This is a genomic window from Bradyrhizobium sp. LA6.8 (assembly GCF_040547935.1).
Lineage (GTDB): Bacteria > Pseudomonadota > Alphaproteobacteria > Rhizobiales > Xanthobacteraceae > Bradyrhizobium > Bradyrhizobium barranii.
Map to the genome: position 1 here is coordinate 1 of NZ_JBEPQQ010000011.1, position 26566 is coordinate 26566.

Genomic DNA, 26566 nt, shown 5'->3' on the forward strand with positions numbered 1-26566 from the left:
AGGGCGACAACTACAGATCTTGGCAGGCAATTGCCGCGACCAGGGCATTCGCTCATGACGTCTTCAGCCTCAAGAGCCCATAACGCAACAGGCCCCTTGTGGGAGAAGGTGGCGCGAAGCGCCGGATGAGGGGTCTTTCTCCACGTACGCGAAAGAGAATGACGCGCGGAGAGATACCCCTCACCCGTCTCGCCGCTGTCGCGGCGAGCCACCCTCTCCCGCAAGGGGAGAGGGAAAAGCGGCGCCCCGCTATTCACATCCCCACCCCTCGACGAACCCACCCCCACGGCTTACCTGTGATGCCGTGCCGCCCCGCATCCTCAAAATCCCGGCCGAGCCGGCCACGCTGCTGCCCGACCGCTTCCAGGCGTGGTTCGCGGCCCGCGGCTGGTCGCCGCGTGAGCATCAGCTCGCGCTGCTGGACAAGGCGCGCGAGGATCGTTCCGCACTGCTGATAGCGCCCACCGGCGCGGGCAAGACGCTGGCGGGATTTCTGCCGACGCTGGTGGAGCTCTCGACGCAGCCGGTCGAACGGGACGGAAGGGCGAAGCAAAGCCTCGTCTCCACCGGCCGCGATGTTCGCCGCAGCGATGGCCTGCACACGCTCTACATCTCGCCGCTGAAAGCGCTCGCCGTCGATATCGCCCGCAATCTTGAGCGGCCGATCGCCGAGATGGGGCTGCCTGTCAAGGTCGAGACCCGCACCGGCGACACGCCGGTGTCGCGGCGGCAGCGCCAGCGGCGCTATCCGCCCGATATCCTGCTGACGACGCCTGAGCAGGTCGCGCTGCTGCTCTCCTCCGACGACGCACCGTTCCTGTTCTCCTCCTTGAAGCGCATCGTGCTCGACGAGCTCCACGCGCTGGTGACGTCCAAGCGCGGCGATCTGCTTTCGCTCGGTCTGGCGCGGCTCTGGCGGCTGGCGCCGCAGCTGCGCGCGATCGGCCTGTCGGCGACCGTGGCCGAGCCGGACCAGCTTGCGCGCTTCCTGGTGCCGCAGCCCGGCGGGAAGGAGGCGGCCGCCGACATTGTCGTCGCCGGCGGTGCCGCGCCGCCGCTGGTCGAGATGCTGGATACCCGCGAACGCCTGCCCTGGGCAGGCCACAGCGCGCGCCACGCGCTTCCCGAAATCTACGAGCTGATCAAGGCGAACAAGACCACGCTCGTCTTCGTCAACACCCGCAGCCAGGCCGAGATGCTGTTCCAGAATCTCTGGAGCATGAACGACGACAACCTCGCGATCGCGCTGCATCACGGCTCGCTCGACGTCGCCCAGCGCCGCAAGGTCGAGGACGCGATGTCGGCGGGCAGACTGCGCGGCGTGGTCTGCACCTCCTCGCTCGACCTCGGCGTCGACTGGGGTGATGTCGATCTCGTCGTCAATATCGGCGCGCCCAAGGGCGCCTCGCGTCTGATGCAGCGGATCGGCCGCGCCAATCACCGCCTTGATGAAGCCTCGCGCGCGGTGCTGGTGCCGGCCAACCGGTTCGAGGTGCTGGAGTGCCGCGCCGCGATCGATGCGATCGCCGAGAATGCGCAGGATACGCCACCCTTGCGCACCGGCGCACTCGACGTGCTGGCCCAGCACGTGCTCGGCCGCGCCTGCGGCGAGCCGTTTCTGAGCGATGATCTCTACGGCGAGGTGCTCACGGCCGCGCCTTACTCAGATCTCGCCCGGCAGGATTTCGACGACGTCGTCGATTTCGTCGCCTCCGGCGGCTACGCGCTGAAGACCTATGAGCGCTTCGCCCGCATCAAGCAGGACAAGCAGGGGCGCTGGCGCGTCGCCAATCCAAAGGTGCGGCAGAGCTATCGTCTCAATGTCGGCACCATCGTCGAGGAGCCGATGCTGAAGGTGCGGCTCGTTCGTGGGCGCTCCACCGGCAGCGGCTCGACCGGCGCCATCGCGCGCGGCGGCCGCGTGCTCGGCGAAATCGAGGAATATTTTATCGAGGGCCTGATCGCCGGCGACACCTTTGTGTTCGGCGGCGAAGTTGTGCGCTATGAGGCGTTGGCCGAGGATCAGGTCTATGTCTCCCGCGCCAACGACAAAGACCCGAAAGTGCCGTCCTATATGGGCGGCAAATTTCCGCTCTCGACCTATCTCGCCGAGCGCGTGCGGCGCCTGCTCGACGACCGCCGTGCATGGAACGGTCTGCCTGAGCAGGTGCGCGACTGGCTGTCGTTGCAGAAAGACGTCTCACGTGTGCCCGGCGTGCGCGAGCTGCTGGTCGAGACCTTTCCACGTGGCAACAAGCATTATCTCATTTGCTATCCCTTCGAGGGCAGGCTCGCGCACCAGACGCTGGGCATGCTGCTGACGCGGCGGCTGGAGCGGATGCGCGCCCGGCCGCTCGGCTTCGTCGCCAATGAATATGCGGTGGCGATCTGGGGGCTTGGCGATGCCTCCTTCATGATCCGCAACGGCGAGCTCGATCTCGACGCGCTGTTCAACCCGGACATGCTTGGGGACGATCTCGAAGCCTGGCTCGCGGAATCCGCGCTGATGAAGCGCACCTTCCGCAATTGCGCGCTGATCTCCGGCCTGATCGAACGGCGCTTCACCAGCGAGGACAAGAGCCGCCGCCAGGTGCTGTTCTCGACCGATCTCGTCTACGACGTCCTGCGCAAGCACCAGGCCGATCACGTGTTGCTGCGCGCCGCCCGTGCCGATGCCGCCACCGGCCTGCTCGACCTGCGCCGTCTCGGCGCCATGCTTGCCCGCATCCAGGGCCGTATCACGCATCGGGAACTCGATCACGTCTCGCCGCTCGCCGTCCCCGTGATGCTGGAAATCGGCCGCGAGTCAGTCTATGGCGAAGCTGGCGACGAGCTCCTGGCGGAAGCCGCCGATGAGCTGGTCAAAGAGGCGATGTCGTAGAGAATTTTACCAGTGGTGCGCGCAACTCCATCCACATCGTCATGCCCGGGCTTGGCCCGGGCATCCACGTCTTTGCTTCCGCGGCAAGAACGTGGATGGCCGGGAGGAGCCCGGCCATGACGGAGCAAGTGGCGCTATCGATCTCATCGACACGCACTTTGGATGTGGCTGGCATCGCGCTCCACGCCGATCTCTTCGGTGCGCTGTTCTGGGAAGAACAGCGCCTGCTCGTCGTCTCCGATCTGCATCTGGAAAAAGGGTCGAGCTTCGCCACGCGCGGTGTGCTGCTGCCGCCTTACGATACGTTGGCAACGCTGAGCCGTCTCGCTGCTGTCATCTCCCACCATAATCCCCGAACGGTCATCGCGCTCGGCGATAGCTTTCACGACCGAACCGCGCATGAGCGGTTGTCGTCCGACGATCGCGATGCTGTTGCCGCACTCCAGACCGGCCGCGACTGGATCTGGATCTCGGGCAATCACGATCCCATGCTGCCGCGCGATCTCGGCGGGACCATCGCCGACGAAGTCGCGATCGGCCCGATCACCTTCCGTCATGAGCCAACAGGTGCGCGCGGCGAGATCGCCGGCCATCTGCATCCGAAGGCGCGCGTCTCCGCACGCGGCCGCTCGATGGAACGCCGCTGCTTCGCCAGTGACGGGATGCGCGCCGTGATGCCTGCCTTCGGCGCCTATGCCGGCGGTCTCAGCATCCGCGATGCCGCGTTCGCAAAGATCTTTCCCAGCAATGGCTTTGTCGCCCATCTGCTCGGTGACCGCCGCGTCCACGCCATTGCGGCCTCGCGCTGTTGTTGAGATCCCGGCCTCGTGCGAACCGGATCCATCGGGCCCGTCAACGGAAAATAGGACAGGATTACGTCCAGTACTTATCCGGAATCGCCTAAGTTCATAGGTACCTCTAACTTGCCAAATTGCCGGGGCTGGATTTCATCCCGAACACGATTGCAACCGGCAAAGGGGTCGCTGCGAGGCGACCCCTTTCGATTCCGCCAGTCGGACTTTGTCCCCAGTTCCAGAACAAATTAAGAACACTTTAGCAAGTCTTTGATATATCATTGTGATTCGGCGCATTGCCGACACAATATCTAGCGTCCGTCAGACTTTGCGAGGACTACATGTCCACCATCGCCTTCGATCAATTTGCCCTCACCCGGATCGCCGATTTCGCGCGCTCGCTGTCGCGGCTGCATCAGGCGGCGCGGCGCTACGCGGTCGATGACGACCAGTTCGACCGCGAGTTCAACGCGGTGTGCCAGTCGATCTGGGGCTACACCATCGACGACGTCAGCGACGATCTGTTCTCGACCGAGGATCATCTGTTCCTCGACACGCTGGACGAAGCGCATGCGCGCATCTTCGGAGCCGAGCAGGGTTACGATCTCATCGGCGAGGCGGGCATGCTCACCGACTGGTGGGGCTTTTGCTGGATGATCCTGGCCGAAAAGCGCGGCCTGCTGACTCAGGAAAACCGCGCCGCCGCGCGCGCGGCGATCGAGGAAAAATATCTGGCGGCGCCGAACGTGATCGGGGTGATCATCGGGAGATGACGCAGCACCCTCCGCCACTGTGAGCGTAGCGAAGCAATCCAGAATCTGTCCGCGGTGGCAGACTGGATTGCTTCGCTGCGCTCGCAATGACGACTTTGATTTAGTTGGGGCTTAGTCCAGCCCCGCCCGCTTCGCCGGCTTCTGTGCAGGGGTCTTCGGCACCGTCACGTCAGGCAGTGCCTCGCGCACGATCTCGACTGAGGCCGGCGCATCTGCTGCGACCGTCTCCGCGCGCACCGGTGCCACCTTCATCTCGCCAAGCCGCGCGCGGACCTGCGCGGTGAGGCCGGGGTAGGAGGCAACCGGCGTGAAGTCCGCAGCCTGGTCATTGCCGACGCGGATGCCGGTATAGGCGACGAGGCCGTCGCTGGTCGCGATCACGTCGCCGGCTTTCAGCGAGGAATCCAGCGCGAGATCGACCGGGGCGAGGCCGACCGGCTCACGGCCGTTGCAGGTGCAGTCGGCACGCAGCGCCTTGCGATAGGCGAACGCGTTTTCGCTGTCGGCGTAGCGCTCGCCGGTCTGCGAAGCGGCGCCGTCGATCGAAGAGCCGAAATAGACCTTTGTCGTGGTGGCAGGACAGAACGCCTGACACATCTGGGCGGGCGAGGCGAGGCCGCGCATCAGCGGAAAATATTTGCCGTCGCAGGTGCGCACGCAGAAGGCCGGGCCGGAGCCGCCGGCCGCCGCCGCGCGTGTCGGGGGCACATATTGCGGGTTTGCGGGATTCTGCTGGCTGGCGAAGGGATCGGCAAAGGAGTTCGACTGCTGCGGCACCTCACGCTGTGGCCGCGGCCGCTGCATTCCGCCGAAGAAGAAGTCGAACAGGCCCTCGGCCGAAGCCGGGGCTGGAGCCGCAAGCAGCGGGGCCGCCAGGCTGGCGGCCACAAGCATCGCGCGACGCGCATGGGACAAGGCTGTACGCAATGCTCACTCCGACGCTACTGAACCGGCCGGAACCTTCCGAGGTCTCGGCACATGATTCACCATAGTGCTGGATGGTAAATGAGCAGTTGAGCGGAGGCGATTTCAAGTCGAGGCCGTGACCTCTTCAAGGCCGGGCACAGCTTCCGGCGGATGGTTGCTTCCGGGCAACGCCCGGGCATGGACGGACTGTCTCGCGGCCTTAAGCCTTCAGGAACTCCGACGCCTTGTACAGCGAGCGGAACGGCAGGCCGGCCGCGCCAAACGTATCGGTGGCGCCTTCCTCGCGGTCGACCATGGTCAGCACCAGCACCACCTCGGCGCCGGTCTCGCGTACGGATTCCACCGCCTTCATCGCCGAGCCGCCGGTGGTGGTGACGTCCTCGACGATCACGACGCGCTTGCCTTCGAGCGTCTCGCCCTTGGGCAGGCCTTCGATCGCGAGCTTCGCGCCGTGCTCCTTCGGCTTCTTGCGCACGAAGAATGCCGCGATCGGATGGCCCTTGATCCAGGAGATCTGCGCCAGCGCGCCGGCCAGCGGCACCGCGCCCATCTCGAGCCCGCCGATGAAGTCGAGCTGGTCGTCCTTCAGCGCCTCATAGGTCAGTTCGGCGAGCAGCGTCGCGCCCTCGGGGTCGAGCATGGTCGGCTTGAGGTTGAAGTAGAAATCGCTCTTGCGGCCCGACGCGAGCGTGACGTCACCGCGGCCGAAGGAGCGCCGGCGGATGATTTCGAACAGGCGGGCGCGGGAGGCAGATTTCGACACGGCGGTCCCTCGGGGCTTTTTGGAGGTGGCGGAATTTATCCGCGACGGCCGCGACATTCCAGAGGGGACAGGTCGAGTCAACAGGGATCGGCCATCCCGGTCCGCCAGTTGTGGGGGTGCAACTTTCTGGAGTAGTTGGATGCCAGATATCTCGGGGAAGGAAATGCCTGAATGACCATCGAGCTGCACACCTGGAACACGCCGAACGGCCGCAAGATCTCGGTCGCATTGGAGGAAATGGGGCTGCCTTACAAGGTGGTGCCGGTGAACATCACCAAGGGCGAGCAGATGGCGCCGGGCTTCCTGAAGCTCAGCCCCAACAACAAGATCCCCGCGATCGTCGACCCCGAGGGCCCGGACGGCAAGCCCGTCAGCATCTTCGAGTCCGGTGCGATCCTGCTCTATCTCGGCGAAAAGACCGGCAAATTCCTGCCGAAATCGCTCGCCGGGCGCATCCCCGTCTTTGAATGGCTGATGTGGCAGATGGGCGGCTTCGGCCCGATGCCCGGCCAGGTGCACCATTTCATCGCGCTCGAGAACGAGCAGGATCGCGCCTATGGCCTGAAACGCTACATGGCGGAGACGCGCCGGCTCTACGGCGTGCTGGACCGCCGGTTAGAGGCCCACGACTTCGTCGCCGGCGACCTCTCGGTTGCCGATTTTGCCATCCTGGGCTGGGCCTGGCGCCACCCTCGCCACAAGGTTGAGCTGGCCGATTTCCCCAACGTCAAGCGCTGGTATGAGGCGCTGATGGCCCGTCCCGCGGTGAAGCGGGGCATGGACGCGAAGCTGGATTGAGGGGCCTTTTTCCCTCCCCCCTTGTGGGGGAGGGTGGCTCGCCGCGTAGCGGCGAGACGGGTGAGGGGTCTGTCTCCGCGAGTCCAGCTGTCTTCGAATGCGCGGAGAAAGACCCCTCATCCGGCGCTTCGCGCCACCTTCTCCCACAAGGGGAGAAGGAAGAAAAATAATCACACCTTCTTCGCTTCCACCGCCATCCGCACCGCAAGCCCGGCCAGCACCGTGCCCATCAGCCAGCGCTGCACCAGCATCCAGCTCGGCCGGCTCGCCAGGAACAGCGCGATCGATCCGGCGGCAAGCGCGATCATCGCGTTGACGCTGACGCTGATCGCGATCTGGATCGCCCCCAACACCACCGACTGCGTCAGAACGCTGCCGGCGGTGGGATCGATGAACTGCGGCAGCAGTGCCAGATATAGCATCGCGATCTTCGGATTGAGCAGATTGGTGACAAAACCCATCGCGAACAATTTGCGCGGGCTGTCGATTGCAAGCTGCTTCACCTGGAACGGCGAACGTCCGCCCGGCTTCACCGCCTGCCAGGCCAGCCACAGCAGATAGCCCGCGCCGGCGAAGCGCAGCGCGTCATAGGCAAAGGGAATGGCGAGCAAGAGCGCGGTGATGCCGAACGCCGCGCACAGCATGTAGAACACGAAGCCGAGTGCCACCCCGCCGAGCGAGATGATGCCCGCCGCCGGCCCCTGCGTGATCGAGCGCGAGATCAGATAGATCATGTTCGGCCCGGGCGTGAGCACGAGGCCGAGAGAGACGAGGGCGAAGCCGAGCAGGGCGGAGGTGGGGGGCATGAATGAACCGGTGCGGGAGACGACACCGTTCTAATGTGCGCCGCGCGGCGGAGCCATCGCGCAATTGCACGGAGGACAATTCGATCTGCCGCCGAACGCTCGGTGCGCTCCCTCGCCCCGTTCTTACAGGGAGAGGGTTGGGGTGAGGGGCTTCTCTCCGCGAGTGAGATCGCGGTGAGACCTGTACCCCCTCACCCGGATTGCTTCGCAATCCGACCTCTCCCCGCAAGCGGGGCGAGGTTAAGAGGTAGCCTCAATGCGCCTCGTCCCAATTCTTCGCCGCGCGCGCATCGACATGCAGCGGCACCGACAGGTTCACGGCCGGGAACGGCGCGTCCTGCATCACGTGCTGCACCACCGGCAGCGTCGCCGCGACCTCGGCGTCAGGCACCTCAAAAATCAGTTCGTCGTGCACCTGGAGCAGCATCTGCGCCGTCAGCTTCTTCTGGACCAGGGCGTCCTCCATCCGCGTCATGGCGCGGCGGATGATGTCGGCGGCGGTGCCCTGGAGCCGTGCGTTGATCGCGGCGCGCTCGTTGAAGGCGCGCACCGAGGCGTTCGAAGCCTTGATGTCGGGATAGTACATCTTCCGGCCGAACAGCGTGGTGACATAGCCGTTGCTCCGGCAGAAGTCGCGCGTCTCGTCCATGTAGGCGCGGATGCCGGGGAAGCGCTCGAAATACTTCTTGATGTAGGCGGAGGCTTCCTCGCGCGCGATGCCGAGCTGGTTGGCGAGGCCGAAGGCCGAGATGCCGTAAATGATGCCGAAATTGATCGCCTTGGCGCGGCGCCGGATTTCGCTCGGCATGCCCTCGATCGGCACGCCGAACATTTCGGAGGCCGTCATCGCGTGAATGTCGAGCCCGTCCTTGAACGCCTGCTTGAGGACGGGAATGTCGGCGATCTCGGCGAGCAGCCGCAGCTCGATCTGCGAATAGTCGGCGGAGACGAGCTTATGTCCCGGTGTCGCGATGAAGGCGCGGCGGATCTTTCGCCCGTCCTCGGTGCGCACCGGAATATTCTGCAGATTCGGCTCGTTCGACGACAGCCGGCCCGTCGTGGTCGCGGCCAGCGCGTAGGTGGTGTGGACGCGATGGGTTTGCGGGTTGACGTAGGTCGGCAGCGCGTCGGTGTAGGTCGATTTCAGTTTCGAAACCTGGCGCCACTCCAGGATCTTCTTCGGGAAGTCGTGGCCCTGCTCGGCAAGTTCGTCGAGCACCTGCGCGGTCGTCGACCAGGCGCCGGTCTTGGTCTTGGTGCCGCCGGACAGTCCCATCTTGCCGAACAGGATGTCGCCGATCTGCTTGGGGCTGCCGACATTGACGGGCTCGCCCGCGATCTCCTGGATCTCGGCTTCGACGCGCGCCGCGGTCTGGGCGAAGTCGCCTGATAGCCGCGACAAGACCTGGCGGTCGATCGAGATGCCGCGCCGCTCCATGCGCGCGAGCACCGACACCAGCGGCCGCTCCAGCGTCTCGTAAACGGCGGTCATGTGCTCGGCGACGAGGCGCGGCTTCAGCACGCGCCACACGCGCAAGGCTATGTCGGCGCCTTCCGCCGACAGCGGCGCGGCCTTGTCGATCGGCACCTGGTCAAAGGTGATCTTGCCCTTGCCGCTGCCGAGCAGCTCGCTCTCCTTCAGCATGGCGTGGCCGAACCAGCGCTCCGCGAGCGCTTCGATCGCGTGCGAGCCGCGGCCGGCATCGAGCACATAGGAGATCAGTTGCGCATCGTCGACGTTGCGCAGCGTGATGCCGTGCTGCGCCAGCATCACGGCGGTGAACTTGACGTCGAAGCCGATCTTGAGAATGCCCGCCGATTCCAGCACCGGCCGCAGCGCTTCGATCGCGTCGGCATGCTTGACCTGGTCCGGCGCGAGACCCGCGTCGAACAGGCCGGCGCCGCCACCGGACTGCTTGTGCGCGAGCGGCACGTAGCAGGCCTCGTTCGGCGCCAGCGCCAGCGCGATGCCGCACAGATCGGCCTGCATCGGATCGATGGAGTTGGCTCTCGTCTCGATCGCGACATGACCGGCGTCGTGGATGCGCGCGACGAAGGCGTCGAGCTCCTTGAGCGTCTTGATCGCCTGGTATTTGCTGCGGTCGACCGGCAGCTTGCGCAGCGCCTCTTCGCGCGCGGCGGCCAGTGAAATCGGCGCGCCCTTGAGACCGGCCGACTTGTCGCCCTTGTCGCCGCCTGTTGCGGTCGCAGCTGGAGCGGCGAACAGATCACCGGAGGTCTCTGACGTCTTTGCCTTGGCGGCGTCGCCGCCAGCCCTCGCGCCGCTGCTGTTCGACGCATCGGCATCGACATTGGCGGGATCGATCTGCGAATAGTCGGCGACGCGACGCGTCAGCGTGGTGAATTCCATCGCCTTCAGGAAGGCGATCAGCTTGCGCGCGTCGGGCTCGTGCACTGCGAGATCGTCCAGCGGCACCTCGAGTTCGACCTTGTCGTCGAGCAGCACCAGCTGGCGCGAAATCCGCGCCTTCTCGGCATTCTCGATCAGCGCCTCGCGCCGCTTCGGCTGCTTGATCTCGGTAGCGCGGAACAGAAGCTGTTCGAGGTCGCCATATTCGACGATCAGCTGCGCGGCGGTCTTGATGCCGATGCCGGGGACACCAGGAACGTTGTCGGTGGAATCGCCGGCCAGCGCCTGCACTTCGACGACTTTCTCCGGCGGCACGCCGAACTTCTCGATCACCTCGGGGATTCCGATACGACGGTCCTTCATGGTGTCGTACATCATGATCTTGTCGTTCACGAGCTGCATCAAATCCTTGTCGGAGGATACGATGGTCGTGTGGGCGCCGCGGTCGCTGGCCTGCCGCGCATAGGTCGCAATGAGATCGTCGGCCTCGAAGCCGCCCTGTTCCAGGCAGGGCAAATCGAAGGCGCGCACGGCTTCGCGGATCAGCGCGAATTGCGGGATCAGATCATCGGGCGCGGGCGGCCGGTGCGCCTTGTACTCGGGATAGATCTTGTTGCGGAAGGTGACTTCCGACTTGTCGAACACGATCGCCAGATGCGTCGGGCGGTTGTCCTCGGGCATGTCGCGCAAAAGCTTCCACAGCATGTTGCAGAAGCCGAGCACGGCATTGACCTGAAGACCGTCGGATTTGCGGTTCAGCGGCGGCAGCGCGTGATAGGCGCGGAAGATGTAGCCGGAACCGTCGACCAGGAAGATGTGGTCGCCCTTGCCGGCCACCTTCGCCGCGACCGGTTTGGCAGCAGGCTTGTCAGCAGCGGGTTTGGTGTCGGCTTTCGCGGCGGTCTTCGGGGATGTCGTTGGGGAGCTTTTGGGCATGGCCGCAATGTATGAATTTTTGCGGGCTTTGACAGCCTTGAGCGGGGGATTTTTGGGCCGCTGGTGCCGCTATCCCCACTGTCGTTCCCCACATCCCCGCTGTCATTCCCCGCGAAAGCGGGGAATCCAGTACGCCGTGGCTTCTCGGCTCAATCACTGGCGTCTCGGCGTACTGGGTCGCCCGGTCGAGCCGGGCGACGACACCGAGAGGGCGGCTACTCCGCCGCCTGCAACACTGGCCCGGCCTTCTTCGGCGCGATCCAGAACGTCTGCGGCCGTTCGAACAGGAAGCGGGCATTGAGCCGCAATGCGACGTACCAGATCGCGAGCGATCCGATCACGCCGACGATGGTGACGATCAGCGACACCGTGCCGATGTCGGCAATGATGTGGGTGCGCAGCAGCAGCGTTCGTGTCGCCGCCATCGGCAGGAAGAAGGCGAGGTAGATCACGATCGAATGCTCGCCGCAGAAGCGGAAGAAGTTCAACCACTGTGCGCGCGCGAGCAGCGTGCCCATCGTGATGATGGCGCAGGCGCCGGCGAAGCCGAGCGCGAGCGAGACGATCTTCCATTCGCTGGCGCCGAGCGCGACGAGGCCCGCATTGACCAGCGCCCAGGTCGCAAGCGCCGCCAGCGCGAGTGCGGGATGGTTGCGCGCGCGATCGGACAGCGCGAACACGTAAGGCGCGAACAGATATCCCGAATAGAAATAGACGAAGCGCGCGCAGAATTCGTCGATCGCGGTCCAACCGGTCGAGATGCCCGCCGTCTCCAGCGCGGCAGCGATGAGCCAGATCGCCAGCGGCGGAATACGCCGTGTCAGTTTTGTGACCATGAAGAAGATCGGCAGCAGGTAAATGAACCAGAGCGTGCCGAACGGTTCGACGAAGGATTCCAGATACAGCAGGCCGGCCTCGCGCCAGCTCGTCTCCGCCGCGAATGCCGGTGCCTTGAAGCCGAACTGGATTGTCACCCAGACGACATAGAAATAGGCGAAATGCACCACCTTGCGGTCGAGATAGGTTCGCCAGTCCCGATCGATCACCAATGGCAGGAACAGGCCCGAAATCAGGAAGAAGTCCGGCATCCGGAACGGCTTTGCGAAGGCCACGGCGACATGCATGAAACCGGTCTGGCCGGCCGCGATCTCCACCCCCAGCACCGAGTGCATCATCACGACCATGACGATGCAGATGCCCTTGGCATAGTCGATCCAGTCGACACGCGCGGCCGGGGGGGCCTTGGAAAGCCCGCTCGCGGCGATTGTGCCTGATAATGCCATGGTGTCCCGTTTCGAGGCGCGGTCCGCCCGGCTCTGTGCGGACGTGGCGCAGTGTGAAGCCTTGCGGTTTAAGGTTTCTTTACCGGTACAATTCGCGTGCCGGTTTTTGCATCCGGGCTGTTCTCTCCCCTCAGGAAAATGCTAAACCGCTCGAGTTGGGGTTTCGTTAACCAAGCTGGAACAGGGTTTTTCATGCGAATCGCGATGATCGGAACGGGCTATGTGGGACTGGTGTCCGGCGCCTGCTTTGCGGATTTCGGTCACGACGTCACCTGCGTCGACAAGGACGAGAAGAAGATCGCGGCGCTTCATCGCGGCGAGATTCCGATCTACGAGCCCGGCCTCGACGAGCTGGTCGCGACCAATGTGAAGGCCAAGCGGCTCGACTTCACCACCGATTTGTCGAAGCCGGTCGCGGACGCCGATGCCGTCTTCATCGCGGTCGGCACGCCCTCGCGCCGCGGCGACGGTCACGCCGATCTGTCCTATGTCTACGCCGCCGCGCGCGAGATCGCGCAGTCGCTGTCGGGCTTCACCGTCGTCGTGACCAAGTCGACCGTCCCGGTCGGCACCGGCGACGAGGTCGAGCGCATCATCCGCGAGACCAACCCTGCGGCCGACGTCGTCGTCGCCTCCAACCCCGAATTCCTGCGCGAGGGCGCGGCGATCCGCGACTTCAAGTATCCCGACCGCGTCGTCGTCGGCACCTCCGACGAGCGCGGCCGCAAGGTGATGGGCGACGTCTATCGCCCGCTGTCGCTGAACCAGGCCCCGCTGATGTTCACGGCGCGCCGCACCGCCGAGATGATCAAATACGCCGCGAACGCGTTCCTCGCGACCAAGATCACCTTCATCAACGAGATCGCCGATCTCTCGGAAAAGGTCGGCGCCGACGTGCAGGAGGTCGCGCGCGGCATCGGCCTCGACAACCGCATCGGCACCAAGTTCCTGCATGCGGGTCCGGGCTTCGGCGGCTCCTGCTTCCCGAAGGACACCAAGGCGCTGATCAAGATCGCGCAGGACTATGACGTGAACTTGCGCATCGTCGAAGCCGTGCTGGCCGTCAACGAGAACCGCAAGCGCGCGATGGCGCGCAAGGTCAGCCAGGCGCTCGGCGGTAGCTTGCGCGGCAAGACCATCGCCGTGCTCGGCCTCACCTTCAAGCCCGACACCGACGACATGCGCGATGCGCCGTCGATTCCGCTCGTCACCGGCCTGATCGACATGGGCGCGACGGTCAAGGCTTTCGATCCCGTCGGCATGGAGCAGGCCAAGGGCGAGCTGCCGAACATCACCTATTGCGAGGACGCCTATTCCTGCGCGCAAGGCGCCGATGCGCTCGTCATCGTCACCGAATGGGTGCAGTTCCGCGCGCTCGATCTCGGCCGGCTGAAGGCGACCATGACGCAGCCCGTCGTGGTCGATCTCCGCAACGTCTACCGTCCCGAAGACATGGAAGCCGCCGGCTTCACCTACGAGAGCATCGGCCGTCCGCCGGTGCAGGGCTGACGGTCCACTGCCGCAACGATTTCGTCATGGCCGGGCTTGTCCCGGCCATCCACGTCTGTTTCTAGTCGAAGACGTGGATGCCCGGCACAAGGCCGGGCATGATGAATGGATAGGCCTTGCCCCGCAGCTTCGACACGCCCCTCCCGATCGATGCCGTGCTCGACGACCTCTCGCGCACGCTGGAGGCGCATAACGCCGCCGTGCTGGTGGCGCCGCCCGGCGCAGGCAAGACCACGCGGGTGCCGCTGGCGCTGCTGGATGCGCCCTGGGCCGCGGGCAAGAAGATCATCGTGCTGGAGCCGCGGCGTATCGCTGCGCGGGCGAGTGCCGAGCGCATGGCCAAGTCGCTTGGCGAGCGGGCCGGCGAAACCGTCGGATACCGCGTCCGCTTCGGCTCGAAGATCTCGCGCGCGACGCGCATCGAGGTGGTGACCGAGGGGATCTTCACCCGCCAGATCCTCGACGATCCCGAGCTCTCCGGCATCGCGGCCGTCCTGTTCGACGAATTCCACGAGCGCTCGCTCGATGCCGACATGGGCCTCGCGCTGGCGCGCGACGCGCAAACCGGCCTGCGCGAGGATCTGCGCATCCTCGTGATGTCGGCAACGCTCGACGGCGCGCGCGTGGCAAGGCTGCTCGGGGAAGCGCCCGTTGTCGAGAGCGAGGGCCGCGCCTTTCCGGTCGAGACGCGTTATCTCGGCCGCAAGGCGGATGCGCCGGTGGAGCGGCAGATGGCGGATGCGATTGCGTCCGCGCTGCGCGCCGACGGCGGCTCGGTACTGGCGTTCCTGCCCGGCGCCGCCGAAATCCGCCGCACCCAGAATTTCCTCAGCGAACGCGTCCAGGATGCCAGCATCGAGATCGTGCCGCTGTTCGGCGCGCTCGACGCTGCCGTGCAGGACCGCGCGATCGCGCCCGCGCCGAAAGGCACGCGCAAGGTGGTGCTGGCGACCTCGATCGCGGAGACCTCGCTCACCATCGAGGGCGTGCGCATCGTGGTCGATTCCGGTCTCGCCCGCGTGCCGCGCTACGAGCCCGACATCGGGCTGACGCGGCTCGAGACCGTGCGCGCTGCGCGTGCGGCGGTGGACCAGCGCCGCGGCCGCGCCGGCCGCACCGAACCGGGCGTCTGCTACCGGCTCTGGGACGAGCCGCAGACGGCCTCGCTCGCGCCCTACACCCAGCCGGAGATCCTCAGCGCCGACCTCTCCTCGCTGGTGCTCGACCTCGCGCAATGGGGCGTCGCCGATCCTTCGGCGCTGTCATTCCTCGATCCGCCGCCGCTGCCCGCCTGGAAAGAGGCGAAAAGCCTTCTCTCCGAGCTCAATGCGCTCGATGGCGACGGCCGCATCACCGCCGAAGGCAAAAGCCTGCGCGCGCTGGCGCTGCCGCCGCGGCTGGCGCGCATGATCGTGGATTCGCATCGCGTGGGCGGCGGCGAAGCCGCCGCCGAGATCGCGGCCATCGTCACCGAGCGCGGGCTCGGCGGCGACAGCGTCGATCTCGAGTACCGGCGCGATCAGTTCCGCCGCGATCGCTCGCCGCGCGCCGCGAGCGCGCGCGATCTCGCGCGGCGCTGGGCTTCGCAGGTGGCGGCGTCGGAGAAGGCCGTAACCGGACAGGATGATCTCTCGACCGGCCTGATGCTCGCCTACGCCTTCCCGGACCGCGTCGCGCGCAATCGCGGCAATGGCACCTTCGTGCTCGCCAATGGTCGCGGCGCCGCGGTGGAGCAGACCTCGTCGCTCGCCCGCGCACCCTACATCGCGATCGGCGAGATGACGGGCACGGCGGCGAGCGGCCGCGTTCTGCTGGCGGCGCCGATCGGCGAGGACGACATCGAGCGGCATTTTGCCGAGCATATCGAGACCGTCGACGAGATCTCCTTCGACCGCGGCGCGATGGCGCTGCGCGCGCGGCGCAAGCGCGCGCTGCATGCGATCACGCTGTCTGAGGCGACACTCGCGGTGTCGCCTTCGGAGGAGACCGCGCGGATCTTCGCAGATGGGCTGATTGCCGCAGGTCTCGACCGGTTGCCCTGGTCGAAGGCCGCAAAGCAGGGGCGCGACCGCGTGATGTTTCTGCGCAAGGCCGAGGGCGACAGCTGGCCCGATTTGTCCGACGACGGACTGATCGCGCGGCGCGACGACTGGCTGGTGCCGGCGCTCTACGACAAGATCGCACTGAAAGACATCTCGGCCGGCGATCTCTCCGACGCGCTGATGGCGCTGTTGCCCTGGGAGATGCGCGCAAGGCTCGATCGCGAGGCGCCGACGCATTTCGAGGCGCCGACCGGCAGCGTGCTCGCGATCGACTACGAGGCCGAGCAGGGGCCGACTATCGCGGTGCGGCTCCAGGAATTGTTCGGGCTCAACACCCATCCGTCGATCGCCGCCGGCAAGGTGCCGCTGGTGCTGGAATTGCTGTCGCCGGCGCAGCGCCCTGTGCAGGTGACGCGCGACCTCCCCGGTTTCTGGCGCGGCAGCTACGCCGCGGTGCGCTCCGACCTGCGCGGCCGCTACCCGCGCCATCCCTGGCCGGAGGATCCGGCGAGTGCGCTGCCGACACGGCGGGTCAAGCCGCGCGGGACCTGAGAAGCCACGAAGGCGCATTAACCCTCCGCTCATCCTTTTCGTCAAAATAGCGGCGCTCTGACCGCAGCGTCGCTCGCGGCCAGACGTGTCGCGTGGTGAAATCGAGCTTTCCAGCTCGGAAGTGGTGTGATGCGTAACATAATGATCCTCGCGGCCATCATGATCGGCCTCGGCACGTTCATGGCGCAGATGGCGGACAGGATGAGTTCCGCCTCCGCGACGTCAGCGCCGCGCACGACGATCGCGGTTGCTGCGACGGCGCCAGCCGGTGGGCGCAGCCTCGCCATCTCCCGCGATGGCCGTGGCCATTTTCAGGCCGAAGGCCGCATCGACGGCCAACGGATCGGCTTCATGATCGACACCGGCGCCTCCGTGGTCGCGCTGAACGAGAGCTCGGCCGCCCGCTTTGGCCTGCGTCCCTCGCGCGGCGAGTACAACGCCACCGTCTCGACCGCCAACGGCACCATCAAGGCGGCGCGCACGCGCATCGCCATGCTCGAGGTCGGCGGCCTCGTCGTGCGCGACGTTGACGCCATGGTGCTGCCGGACGAGGCTCTGTCGGAGAACCTGCTCGGCCTCTCCTTCCTGTCCCGCCTCAAGCGCTTCGAATACGCCAACGGTCAGATGGTGCTGGAGCAGTAAGCCGCCTCAAAGGCGCTCACCGCGCCGACGAACGGTCGTTCGCACGGATTTTTTCAGGACGGCGTTGGCGGAAGTCTCGCGCCGGGCCGCGTTTTCCCGTTACCAAACTGCCGCAATTATAAGCCATAAGCTGCCATTCCCGCCTTCCGCTGCGGCCCGGCATTCGCTAAGGCTGCATCAATTCCCGCCATTTTCACGAGACCGTCTCAATGTTCCCCAAGCCGAAATCCGTCTTGTTGCCCAACACCTATGCCTTCGAATCCGAGCCGATGGTGAAGGCCACGGGTTTTCGCGAATACGACGCGCGCTGGTTGTTCCAGAAGGAAATCAACCTGATGGGAATCCAGGCGCTCGGCATGGGGCTGGGCGCGCTGATTGCGGAGCTCGGCGTCAAGCAGGAGATCGTCACCGGCCATGATTTCCGCGGCTATTCGGCCTCGATCAAATATGCGCTGATTTCCGGCCTGATGGCTGCGGGCTGCAAGGTGCACGACATCGGGCTCGCGGTGACGCCGATGGCCTATTTCGCGCAGTTCGACCTCGACGTGCCCTGCTGCGCCATGGTCACGGCCTCGCACAACGACAATGGCTGGACCGGCGTGAAGATGGGCGCCAACCGCCCGCTGACCTTCGGCCCCGACGAGATGACGCGGCTGAAGGAGATCGTGCTCAACGCCGAATTCAACAACAAGGCCGGCGGCTCCTACCAGTTCCACGAGAATTATCCGGCGCGCTATATCGCCGATCTCACCGGCCGTCCGAAGCTGACCCGCAAGCTCAAGGTCGTCGCCGCCTGCGGCAACGGCACCGCCGGCGCGTTCGCGCCGCAGGTGCTGGAGGCGATCGGCTGCGAGGTGATCCCGCTCGACACCGAGCTCGACCACACCTTTCCGAAATACAATCCGAACCCGGAAGACATGGAAATGCTGCACGCGATCCGCGACGCGGTGCTGCATCACAAGGCCGATGTCGGTCTCGGCTTCGACGGTGACGGCGATCGCTGCGGTGTCGTCGACAACACCGGCGAGGAAATCTTCGCCGACAAGGTCGGCGTGATGCTGGCCCGCGACATGTCGGCGATCCACAAGGACGCGCATTTCATTGTCGACGTGAAGTCGACCGGCCTGTTCGTCACCGATCCCGTGCTGCAGAAGCAGGGCGCCAAGGTCGCCTATTGGAAGACCGGCCATTCCTACATGAAGCGCCGCACCCACGAGACGGGTGCGCTCGCGGGCTTCGAGAAGTCCGGCCACTTCTTCTTCAACAAGCCGTATGGACGCGGCTATGACGACGGCCTGGTGTCGGCGCTCGCGATCTGCGACATGCTCGACCGCGCGCCGGGCAAGTCGATGGCCGACCTGAAGAACGCGCTGCCGAAAACCTGGTCGTCGCCGACCATGTCGCCGCATTGCGCCGACGAGACCAAGTACGGCGTCATCGACCAGGTGGTGAAGCATTTTGAAGGCCTGCAGGCCAAGGGCGCCAAGATCGGTGGCCAGGCGATCCGCGATCTCGTCACCGTCAACGGCGTACGCGTCACGGTCGAGGACGGCAGCTGGGGCCTGGTGCGCGCGTCCTCCAACAAGCCCGAGCTCGTCGTCGTGGTCGAGAGCCCGGTCTCCGAGCAGCGCATGCACGACATGTTCGAGATGGTGAACAGCGTGCTCCGCACGCATCCCGAAGTCGGCGCGTACAATCAGACGATTTGAGCGGCGGGGCGAGCGCGGCTTGAGCCGGAACATCCGCCGTCATGCCCGGGCTTGTCCCGGGCATCCACGCGCTTTTGGGCGCGCAGATAGGCGTGGATGGCCGGGACAAGCCCGGCCATGACGATCACCAGTGAAGCGCCAATCTCAAGTACGCGATTTTAAGCCGCCACCACCGCCGGGATCGGCAGCGCGGTGACCGACTTGATCTTCTCCATCGCGAAGCGCGAGGTGACGTTCTTCAGCGGCACGGCGCTGATCAGCTTCTTGTAGAACACGTCATAGGCCTGCATGTCGGCGACCACGACGCGCAGCATGTAGTCGACGTCGCCGGCCATACGGTAAAACTCCATCACCTCGGGCATGGCGCTCACGGCCTCGGCGAACTTCTTCAGCCAGGCGTCCGAATGGTCGGCGCTCTCGACTGACACGAACACGGAGATGCCGAGCCCGATCTTGTTCTGGTCGACCAGGGCGACCCGCTTCAGGATCACGCCGTCGGCCTCGAGGCGCTGGATGCGCTTCCAGCAGGGGGTCGAGGACAGCCCGACGCGGTCGCCGATCTCGGCGACGGAGAGGGAGGCATCCTCCTGGAGCACCATCAGAATCTTGCGGTCGATGGCATCGAGGCGGCGGCTGGTCTCGGGGAGTTGCACGGCGAGGTCAGTCATTTGAAGAACTTTGTTCCATTTCATGGGCTGATTTCCCTGATATAGAGAAAATCTTTCCACGGCAAGCCCATAATCTCGGCGCAACAGTGGAACCGCTCTAGAATCTGCCTCGTAAAAGCTCTTCAACTTCAACACGTTGTGGGGCGGCCATGCCGCCACCATGGCGGGTGCATTTCAGCGCTGCGGCGGCCGCGGCGAATCGCAGCGCCTCGCGCACCTGCGCGCCCTCGGCGAGGCCAAGCGTGAAGGCGCCATGGAAGACGTCGCCGGCCCCGAGCGTATCGACCGCCTGAACCGGGAAGGCCGGTGTCTCCTCCAGCTCGCCCGCCTCGTTCAGCCAGATCGTGCCGCGCGGGCCGCGCGTGGCGGCGAGAAGGGCCGGCGTCAGCCCTGCCAGGCGCTTCAATGCCTCGCCGTCATCGGCGACACCGGCCGTCTCCTGCGCCTGGTCGCTGGCGAACAGCAGGTGCGAGGCGGCCGTGAGCAGGCCGTCCTGCAACGACATCGCGCGATCGACGCCGACGATGACGGGAATGCCGCGTCGTCGCGCCTCGGCGCAGAGATCGATACAAAGGGCGCCGCAGCGGCTCTCGACGAGGACCGCGCGGCAATCGGCGAGCAGCGCGTCACCGTCCGGCAGCTTCACGCTCCACAGAGCGGGATCGCGATAGATCGTCAGCGTCCGTTCGCCCGAGGGCTCGATCAGGATTGCCGAGACCGGCGTGGTCAGGCCGGGCATGCGCACGACGTGCGTCGTGTCGATGCCTTCACTGGCCATCTGTTCGAGAATGAAGCCGCTCGACGCTTCCCGTGCATCGCCCATCGGTCCTGCGAAGGAGACCCGGCCACTGAGCCGCGCGATGGCGATCGCAGCATTGAGCGCGTTGCCGCCGCAGATCTCGGCGAGATGCGTGGCGTTGGCCTTGCTGCCGCGCGCGGGCACGGCCTCGACTCGAAAGGTGAGGTCGCGCACGGGAATGCCGATGCAAAGGATGTGCGGCGCGGTCCCTGATATGGCCACCGGCGGCCCCAGCTTACGCGCCGGTCTTGTCGTGCACCCAGCGGCCGAGCAAATGGTGGGCGATCGCGAACGGATGCGGGCCGGCGAGCCCGTCCGGATGCGTCCGCGTCAGCATCAGCGCGGCCTCCTCGCGGGTGAACCAGCGCGCGTTCTCCAGCTCGGAATGATCGACGACGACGTCCTCGTTGAGCGCCCGCGCGCTGCAGCCGATCATCAGCGACGATGGATAGGGCCAGGGCTGCGTCATGTAATACTGCACGTCGGTGCAGCGGATTCCGGATTCTTCGAGGATTTCCCGGCGTACCGCGTCCTCGATGGTCTCGGCGACCTCGACGAAGCCGGCGAGGCAGGAATACATTCCCGGCGGAAACTGCTTCTGGCGGCCGAGCAGGCACTTCTCGCCCGAGGCGACCAGCATGATCACGACGGGATCGGTGCGCGGAAAGTGCTCGGCCTTGCAAGCAGGGCACTCGCGCTTCCAGCCGCCTTCCTTCATCGCGCTCCGCGTGCCGCAATTGGCGCAATAGCCGTGGCGCTGGTGCCAGCTCACCATCGACTTCGCCATCGCGATCGCCGAGAGCTCGTCGGGTGGAATCGCGCCTTGCATCGCCATGCCGCGCAGCTCGGTGACGGTGTAGTCCTCGCGGCCGATCAGCTTCTCGGCCGCCGCCTGCGACATCCCCATGCCGAACACCGCGGCGCCGTCGCGCAACCCTAAGAAGATCGTGCCGGGGTTGGCGCCGCATTTCAGCGCCTCGTCGATTCCCAGCAGCGCCCGCGCCTTGTCGCCCTCGCGCTTCACCAGCAGCGAGTCGCGGTAGACGACATAGGCGCGTGACGATGGCTTCTGCTCCATCGCGAACAGTTTTTCGTCGTCGCGGCGCAGATGCGCGGCGCGATCGAGGACGTGAGTGACGAAGGCCGGCTGTCCCAGCGGAAACGAGTCGAATGCTGACATTTCTTGTTCTCAACCCAGCCAGATCTTGCGGCGAAGCGCGCTGATGAAAGTCTGCACCTCGGTAGCGTCATGCGCCAAGGGCTTCATCACGCCCCAGACCGGCCGCGGCCATGCGGCGTCGCTGGTCCGGCGTGCGATGATATGGACGTGAAGCTGCGGCACGAGGTTGCCGAGCGCGGCGACATTGAGCTTGTCGCATTTGGTGATCTCTTTCAGCGCGCGCGAGACGCGGGAGATCTCCGTCATGAGTTGCGCCTGCTCCACCTCGTCGAGATCGATGATCTCGACGGCATCGGGCCGCCGCGGCACCAGCAGCAGCCAGGGATAATGCGCGTCCTTGATGACCAGGACCTTCGACAGCGGCAGGTCGCCGATGTCGATGGTGTCCTCTTTTAGGCGGGAGTGCAGCGACCAGGCGGGATCAGACATATGCGTTTCCGGATGGCCCGATGGGGCCGGGCGTGTTTGGCCGGACCATACGATAGGGAGTCCCTGAGGGGAAGGTTAGGGGCCGCGGGGGCGGCATGCTCCGCTGTCGTCCCGGGGCGCGCAAAGCGCGAGCCCGGGACCCATAACCACAGGGAGAAGTTTGGCGAAGATGCGTGGTGACCAGCTCGCGCGAAAACCACTCCCTGTGGTTATGGATTCCGGGCTCGCGCTGCGCGCGCCCCGGAATGACGGAATTACGCCTCCGCAAGCACCCGCGCATTGGCGCGGACGGAGGCCTCGCTGACGCGGATGCCGAGGCCCGGGCCGTCGGGCACCACGACATGGCCGGCGCGGTTGGCAACGCGCTCTTCCAGCACGTCCTCGGTCAGCACGTGATGCGGCATGTAGAATTCGCAGCCGAGCGAGATGCCCGGCGTTGCCGCGATCAGCTGCGTCCCGGCGGCAAGCCCGATGCCGCCCTCCCACAGCGTGCCGCCATAGCCGGGCAGGCCGGCGACGTCGGCGATCGCCATGATCGCCTGCGCCTCGATCAGGCCGCCGGCTTTCATCAGCTTGATCGAGACGGCATCGGCCGCCTCGCGGCGCACCACCTCCATCATGTCGCGGCGGTCGAAGCAGCTTTCGTCGGCGAGAACGGGTGTTTCCAGCGCCGCGGTGAGCTGCGCCATCACGTCGAGATATTTGCGCGGCACCGGCTGCTCGATGAAGGTCGGCGCAAACTCTTCGACATCGCGCAAAATCTTGATCGCGCCGAACGGCGCCAGCGCCTGGTTGTAATCGACGCGCAGGTCGACCTTGTCGCCGAATTCCTTACGGATCGCTTCGAGATGATCGAGGTCCTCGCGATGCGGCTTCACGCCGGTCTTGACCTTGTAGATGACGTTGCCGTCCGGAACCATCTTTCGCATGCGCTCGAGATCGGCGGCGAAATCGGGATCGGCGATGGAGAAGGAGAGGGGAATCGTGTCGCGCACGCGGCCGCCGAGCAGGTCGGCGACCGACAATCCTGACGACTTGCCGACGATGTCGAGCAGCGCCATCTCGATTCCGACCTTGGCCTCGGCATGACCGACCAGCGTACGGTCGAGCTCGGCCATCAGCGCGCGAATGCGGCGCACGGGTTTGCCGAGCACGATCGGCCGCAGATAGATGTCGAGCGCGGAGAAGGCCGCTTCCGGCGTTCCCGTGAACACTTCCCACGGTGCCGCCTCGCCCCAGCCGATCACGCCGTCGCTCGCGGTGAGCTCGATCAGCACGCGCTTCACCGTGCCCTTGACGTTGCCGACGCCTTGGAGGCGCGCCATCTTGATCGGGCTCTCGATCAGGAACAGCCTGATGCGTTCGACGGTCGCTTCGGTCATGTCAGGCCTCCATTGACGTGCCAGACCTGGCCGGTGACGTAGGACGCCTTCGGTGATGCCAGGAAGGCGATGATCTCGGCCACTTCCTCCGGCCGCCCGCGGCGGCGCATCGGAATCAGCGCCTCGGTGGTGGCGATCTGCTCGGGCGAGAGCCGGCTCTCGCTCGGCTTGTCCTTGATGATGAGGCCGGGTGACACCGCATTGACGGTGATGCCGTCTTTTGCGAGCTCGATCGCGGTGAGACGCACCAGCGCTTCGAGCGCGGAACGGCTTGCCGCCGTTGCGGCAAAGGGCGCGAACTCGGGCCGGATCGCATGCGCGACGAAAGAAGAGATCGCCACGATCCGCGCATCGCGCCCGTCACGCAGTAGCGGCAGCGCGGCGTCGACCAGCCGCGTGAACGCCAGCGCCGATTCGTCCATCGCCTGCCGGAACTGATCAGCCGGCGTGCCGATCGCGCTGCCGCGGCGGGCATGACCGCCGACCAGGATCAATCCGTCGAGCCGTCCGAAAGCGCGTTGCGCGGCGGCGACGGCGTCGGTGACGGCTGCTTCCTCGGCGAGATCGCCGAGGCACTTTGCGACGGCGGCGCCTTTCGCTTCGGCTTCGGCCGCGGCGGCATCGAGACCTTCCGCGTTCGAGCGGGTATGGAGCAGAAGCGCGGTGCCGGGGGCCGCGAGCAGTTTTGCGGTGGCGCGGCCGATGCCGCTGGCGGCACCGGTAACGAGATAGGCGCGATCGATATCAGGCATCACGGTGCTACGTTGGCCGGCGGCAACGCACCGGTGCGGTGGAAATGGCTGAGGAAGGCGCGCGTCGCGGCTTCCTGCGGATTGTCGATCACCTGCCGCGCCGGACCTTCCTCGACCACGACGCCGTCGCGCATGAAGATGAGGCGGTCGGCGACCTCGCGGGCGAAGGCGATCTCATGGGTCACGATCACCATGGTCATGCCTTCCGAGGCCAGCCGCTGCATGACGGCGAGCACCTCGCCGACGAGCTCGGGATCGAGCGCCGAGGTGGCCTCGTCGAACAGCATCACGTCCGGCTCCATCGCGAGCGCACGTGCGATCGCGACGCGCTGCTTCTGCCCGCCGGACAGCGTCGCCGGATATTGGTCGGCCTTCTCCGCAAGGCCCACCTTGGCAAGCTGCGCGCGCGCGAGCTTCTCGGCGTCCGCCCTGGCCATGCGGCGCACCGTGACGGGCCCCTCCATGACGTTCTGAAGCGTCGTCATGTGCGGGAACAAATTGAAATGCTGGAACACCATGCCGGTGGTGGTGCGGAATTTGGCGAGTGTCTTCACGTCCGGAAGCTTGGCGCCTTCGCCGAATTGGAAGCTTGTGTCGCCGACGCGGACGCTGCCGCCGTCGGGCACGACCAGCAGATTGATGCAGCGGAGCAGTGTCGACTTGCCGGAGCCGGATGGGCCGATCAGCGCCACCACGCCCCCCTTGGCCACGTCGAGGCTGATGTTCTTCAGAACCTCGTTGCTGCCAAAGCTCTTGCGAAGGCTGCGGATCTCGATCTTCGAAGTGTTCCTGGATGGCTCGCTCATTCGCTGACCGCCAGTCGCTTCTCGCCGCGGCGGACGATGATGGTCAGGGGAATCAGGATCGCCGCATAGGCGACCGCGACCGCGGTGTAGGTCTCGAGCGGCCGGTAGCTGTCATGGGCGGCGACCTGGCTCTGGTAGACGAGGTCGGGCACGGCGAGCACCGAAACCAGCGAAGTGTTCTTGAACTGGATGATCGACTGGTTCATCAGCGCCGGGATCATGCGCTTGATCGCTTGCGGCAGCACGATGCGCCGCATGCTCTGTCCGGGCGTCATGCCGAGCGCGGCGCCGGCTTCCGACTGGCCCTTGTCGATCGAGATGATGCCGCCGCGGATGATCTCGGAATAGAACGAGCCGCCATAGAGCGAGAGCGCCAGCGCCGAGGCCGTGATCGGCGTCATCTCGACGCCGGCCAGGATCGGCAGCGCGTAATAGAACCAGATCAGCTGCACCAGGATCGGCGTGCAGCGGAACGCCTCGATGAAGGTGAGGGCGAGGAGACGCACCGCCTTGAAGCGCGACAGGCTGCCGAACGCGCCGAACAGGCCGAAGACGAGACCGAGCACGACGATGACCACGGTGAAGCCGACGGTGACGCCGAGCCCGTTGAGAAAGAGCCAGCGATAGCTCCAGAGGATGCCGAAGTCCCACTGATACATGCGTGTTCTTACTCGTACCCGATGTCGCCCAGAAATTCGTCGTCATGCCCGGGCGTAGCCGTCCGAAGGACGGCGTCGCTTCCGCTCGCCTATGTCCCGGGCATCCACGTTCTCGGTGCCGGGTGTAAGGCGTGGATGGCCGGGACGAGCCCGGCCATGACGGTGTGGATACTTCAGGTGTTCATCACACCTTACAGCGAAACGCCCGGGGGAATGTCCGCTTCGGTCACGCCCACCAGCTCCATGTTGGTGATGATCGCGTTGCGGATGAAGCCGAGGCCCTTGTTGAAGTCGATCCAGGTGTTGACGTAGTCGCGGAAGGTCTTGTCGTTCTCGCGGCGGAAGCCGGCATTCGACGTGGTGGCGAAGATCGGCGTCGGCAGCACGAACTGGCCGAGCGAGGGATTCTTCTTCAGCACGGTCAGCGATAGCATGGTGATCAGGCACTGCGCGTCCACGCGGCCGGTCTGCAGCGCGGCGGTGGCATCGTCGGCGGTCTTCAGTCGCGAGATCTGCGCCTTCGGCGTCAGGCGGCTGACGACCTGGTCGTGGGACGAGCCCTGGTCGACGGCGATCTTGACGTCGGGCGAGTTCAGCTCGGCCCAGCTCTTCGGCTTGAAGTCCTTCTTGCAGAGGATGCCGAAGGCGTTGTTGAAGACCGGCACCGAGAAGTCGACCACCAGCGCGCGCTTCGGGGTCGGGTTGAGGCCGAAGAAGATGTCGATCTTGTTGGACTGAAGATCGAGCACCGAATTGCCCCAGGTGGTCTCGGTGATCTCGAGCTCGGCCTCCATGTCGTCGGCCAGCCCCTTGGCGATGTCGATGTAGAAGCCCTTCCACTGGCCGCTGGCAAGGTCCTTCATGTAATAGGGCGCGCCACCGCCGACCGCGCCGATCCGCATCTTCTTGGTGCGGCGAATTCGGGCAAAGGTCGATTCGTTGGAATCCGCTGCGGTCTGCGCCACGGCCGGTGAGGCCAGCGTGGCCGCAGCCATCGCGCCAAGTCCGACAATCGATGCGACATCACGACGTGTAACCATTTTGAGGAATCGCTTTTCTGGTTGGATGAAGGTGTGTGGTTGATCTCGCGCGAAAAATTCGCCCA

Annotated in this window: 22 protein-coding genes; 8 read left to right on the top strand and 14 right to left on the bottom strand. The window is 65.6% G+C overall.

Annotated features, from left to right (window positions below):
- Positions 1-304: 304 nt before the first annotated feature.
- The 3 genes from ABIA90_RS37690 (at position 305) to ABIA90_RS37700 (ending at position 4448) form a co-directional block, all read left to right on the top strand.
- Complete coding sequence (locus ABIA90_RS37690) at positions 305-2881, top strand: ligase-associated DNA damage response DEXH box helicase (RefSeq protein ID WP_354121360.1); 2577 nt, start codon at positions 305-307, stop codon at positions 2879-2881.
- A 116-nt stretch (positions 2882-2997) separates the two neighbouring features.
- Positions 2998-3696: a ligase-associated DNA damage response endonuclease PdeM gene (pdeM, locus tag ABIA90_RS37695; protein ID WP_354121361.1), complete on the top strand. Its 699-nt coding sequence runs from the start codon at positions 2998-3000 to the stop codon at positions 3694-3696.
- A 320-nt stretch (positions 3697-4016) separates the two neighbouring features.
- Positions 4017-4448 (top strand): hypothetical protein, encoded by a 432-nt coding sequence (locus tag ABIA90_RS37700; protein WP_354121362.1) that lies wholly within the window; start codon positions 4017-4019, stop codon positions 4446-4448.
- Between the two features lie 111 nt (positions 4449-4559).
- Here ABIA90_RS37700 and ABIA90_RS37705 read toward each other — a convergent pair whose 3' ends face one another.
- Positions 4560-5342 (bottom strand): DUF2865 domain-containing protein, encoded by a 783-nt coding sequence (locus ABIA90_RS37705; RefSeq protein WP_071909165.1) that lies wholly within the window; start codon positions 5340-5342, stop codon positions 4560-4562.
- Positions 5343-5574: 232 nt separating this feature from the next.
- A complete protein-coding gene (pyrE, locus tag ABIA90_RS37710; RefSeq protein WP_014491354.1) occupies positions 5575-6138 on the bottom strand; it encodes an orotate phosphoribosyltransferase in 564 nt (187 codons plus the stop codon).
- 171 nt (positions 6139-6309) lie between these two features.
- Here pyrE and ABIA90_RS37715 point away from each other — a divergent pair, with 171 nt between their 5' ends.
- On the top strand, positions 6310-6936 hold the full coding sequence (locus ABIA90_RS37715) for a glutathione S-transferase family protein (protein WP_354121363.1): 627 nt from the start codon (positions 6310-6312) through the stop codon (positions 6934-6936).
- Positions 6937-7106: 170 nt separating this feature from the next.
- On the opposite strand, the gene ABIA90_RS37720 is transcribed toward ABIA90_RS37715, so the two are convergent.
- The 3 genes from ABIA90_RS37720 to ABIA90_RS37730 form a co-directional block, all read right to left on the bottom strand.
- Complete coding sequence (locus ABIA90_RS37720; RefSeq protein ID WP_354121364.1) at positions 7107-7742, bottom strand: LysE family translocator; 636 nt, start codon at positions 7740-7742, stop codon at positions 7107-7109.
- 253 nt (positions 7743-7995) lie between these two features.
- Entirely contained in the window at positions 7996-11049 is a 3054-nt protein-coding gene (polA, locus tag ABIA90_RS37725) for a DNA polymerase I (RefSeq protein ID WP_354121365.1), read from the bottom strand.
- 215 nt (positions 11050-11264) lie between these two features.
- Positions 11265-12332 (bottom strand): acyltransferase family protein, encoded by a 1068-nt coding sequence (locus ABIA90_RS37730; RefSeq protein WP_354121366.1) that lies wholly within the window; start codon positions 12330-12332, stop codon positions 11265-11267.
- A 192-nt stretch (positions 12333-12524) separates the two neighbouring features.
- On the opposite strand from ABIA90_RS37730, the gene ABIA90_RS37735 reads away from it, so the two are divergent.
- The 4 genes from ABIA90_RS37735 to ABIA90_RS37750 all read left to right on the top strand — a co-directional run bounded on the left by ABIA90_RS37735 (position 12525) and on the right by ABIA90_RS37750 (position 18786).
- Positions 12525-13841: a UDP-glucose dehydrogenase family protein gene (locus tag ABIA90_RS37735; protein WP_354121367.1), complete on the top strand. Its 1317-nt coding sequence runs from the start codon at positions 12525-12527 to the stop codon at positions 13839-13841.
- Between the two features lie 116 nt (positions 13842-13957).
- The gene (gene hrpB, locus ABIA90_RS37740; protein WP_354121368.1) at positions 13958-16435 is read left to right on the top strand and encodes an ATP-dependent helicase HrpB; all 2478 of its coding nucleotides are present in this window, start codon (positions 13958-13960) and stop codon (positions 16433-16435) included.
- Between the two features lie 129 nt (positions 16436-16564).
- Positions 16565-17077, top strand: a complete 513-nt coding sequence (locus tag ABIA90_RS37745) for a TIGR02281 family clan AA aspartic protease (RefSeq protein WP_071909170.1) — start codon at positions 16565-16567, stop codon at positions 17075-17077.
- Positions 17078-17286: 209 nt separating this feature from the next.
- Positions 17287-18786 (top strand): phosphomannomutase/phosphoglucomutase, encoded by a 1500-nt coding sequence (locus tag ABIA90_RS37750; protein WP_354121369.1) that lies wholly within the window; start codon positions 17287-17289, stop codon positions 18784-18786.
- Between the two features lie 158 nt (positions 18787-18944).
- Here ABIA90_RS37750 and ABIA90_RS37755 read toward each other — a convergent pair whose 3' ends face one another.
- From ABIA90_RS37755 to ABIA90_RS37795, 9 genes are all read right to left on the bottom strand, one after another.
- Complete coding sequence (locus ABIA90_RS37755) at positions 18945-19454, bottom strand: Lrp/AsnC family transcriptional regulator (protein WP_014491365.1); 510 nt, start codon at positions 19452-19454, stop codon at positions 18945-18947.
- A gap of 97 nt (positions 19455-19551) precedes the next feature.
- Entirely contained in the window at positions 19552-20475 is a 924-nt protein-coding gene (locus tag ABIA90_RS37760) for a sugar kinase (RefSeq protein WP_354121370.1), read from the bottom strand.
- A gap of 13 nt (positions 20476-20488) precedes the next feature.
- Positions 20489-21433 (bottom strand): NAD(+) diphosphatase, encoded by a 945-nt coding sequence (gene nudC, locus ABIA90_RS37765; RefSeq protein ID WP_354121371.1) that lies wholly within the window; start codon positions 21431-21433, stop codon positions 20489-20491.
- Between the two features lie 9 nt (positions 21434-21442).
- Positions 21443-21862 carry an HIT domain-containing protein gene (locus tag ABIA90_RS37770; RefSeq protein ID WP_063979832.1) on the bottom strand — a complete coding sequence of 140 codons (420 nt, stop codon included), beginning with the start codon at positions 21860-21862 and terminating at the stop codon, positions 21443-21445.
- Positions 21863-22116: 254 nt separating this feature from the next.
- On the bottom strand, positions 22117-23244 hold the full coding sequence (locus tag ABIA90_RS37775) for a muconate cycloisomerase family protein (RefSeq protein ID WP_354121372.1): 1128 nt from the start codon (positions 23242-23244) through the stop codon (positions 22117-22119).
- Positions 23241-23996: an SDR family NAD(P)-dependent oxidoreductase gene (locus ABIA90_RS37780; protein WP_354121373.1), complete on the bottom strand. Its 756-nt coding sequence runs from the start codon at positions 23994-23996 to the stop codon at positions 23241-23243. The genes ABIA90_RS37775 and ABIA90_RS37780 overlap by 4 nt, the downstream gene beginning before the upstream one ends.
- Entirely contained in the window at positions 23996-24802 is an 807-nt protein-coding gene (locus ABIA90_RS37785) for an amino acid ABC transporter ATP-binding protein (protein ID WP_085398520.1), read from the bottom strand. The genes ABIA90_RS37780 and ABIA90_RS37785 overlap by 1 nt, the downstream gene beginning before the upstream one ends.
- Complete coding sequence (locus ABIA90_RS37790) at positions 24799-25461, bottom strand: amino acid ABC transporter permease (protein ID WP_008131668.1); 663 nt, start codon at positions 25459-25461, stop codon at positions 24799-24801. Before ABIA90_RS37790 ends, ABIA90_RS37785 begins: the two co-directional genes overlap by 4 nt.
- A 191-nt stretch (positions 25462-25652) precedes the next feature.
- Positions 25653-26501: a transporter substrate-binding domain-containing protein gene (locus tag ABIA90_RS37795; RefSeq protein WP_071909178.1), complete on the bottom strand. Its 849-nt coding sequence runs from the start codon at positions 26499-26501 to the stop codon at positions 25653-25655.
- Positions 26502-26566 lie beyond the last annotated feature (65 nt).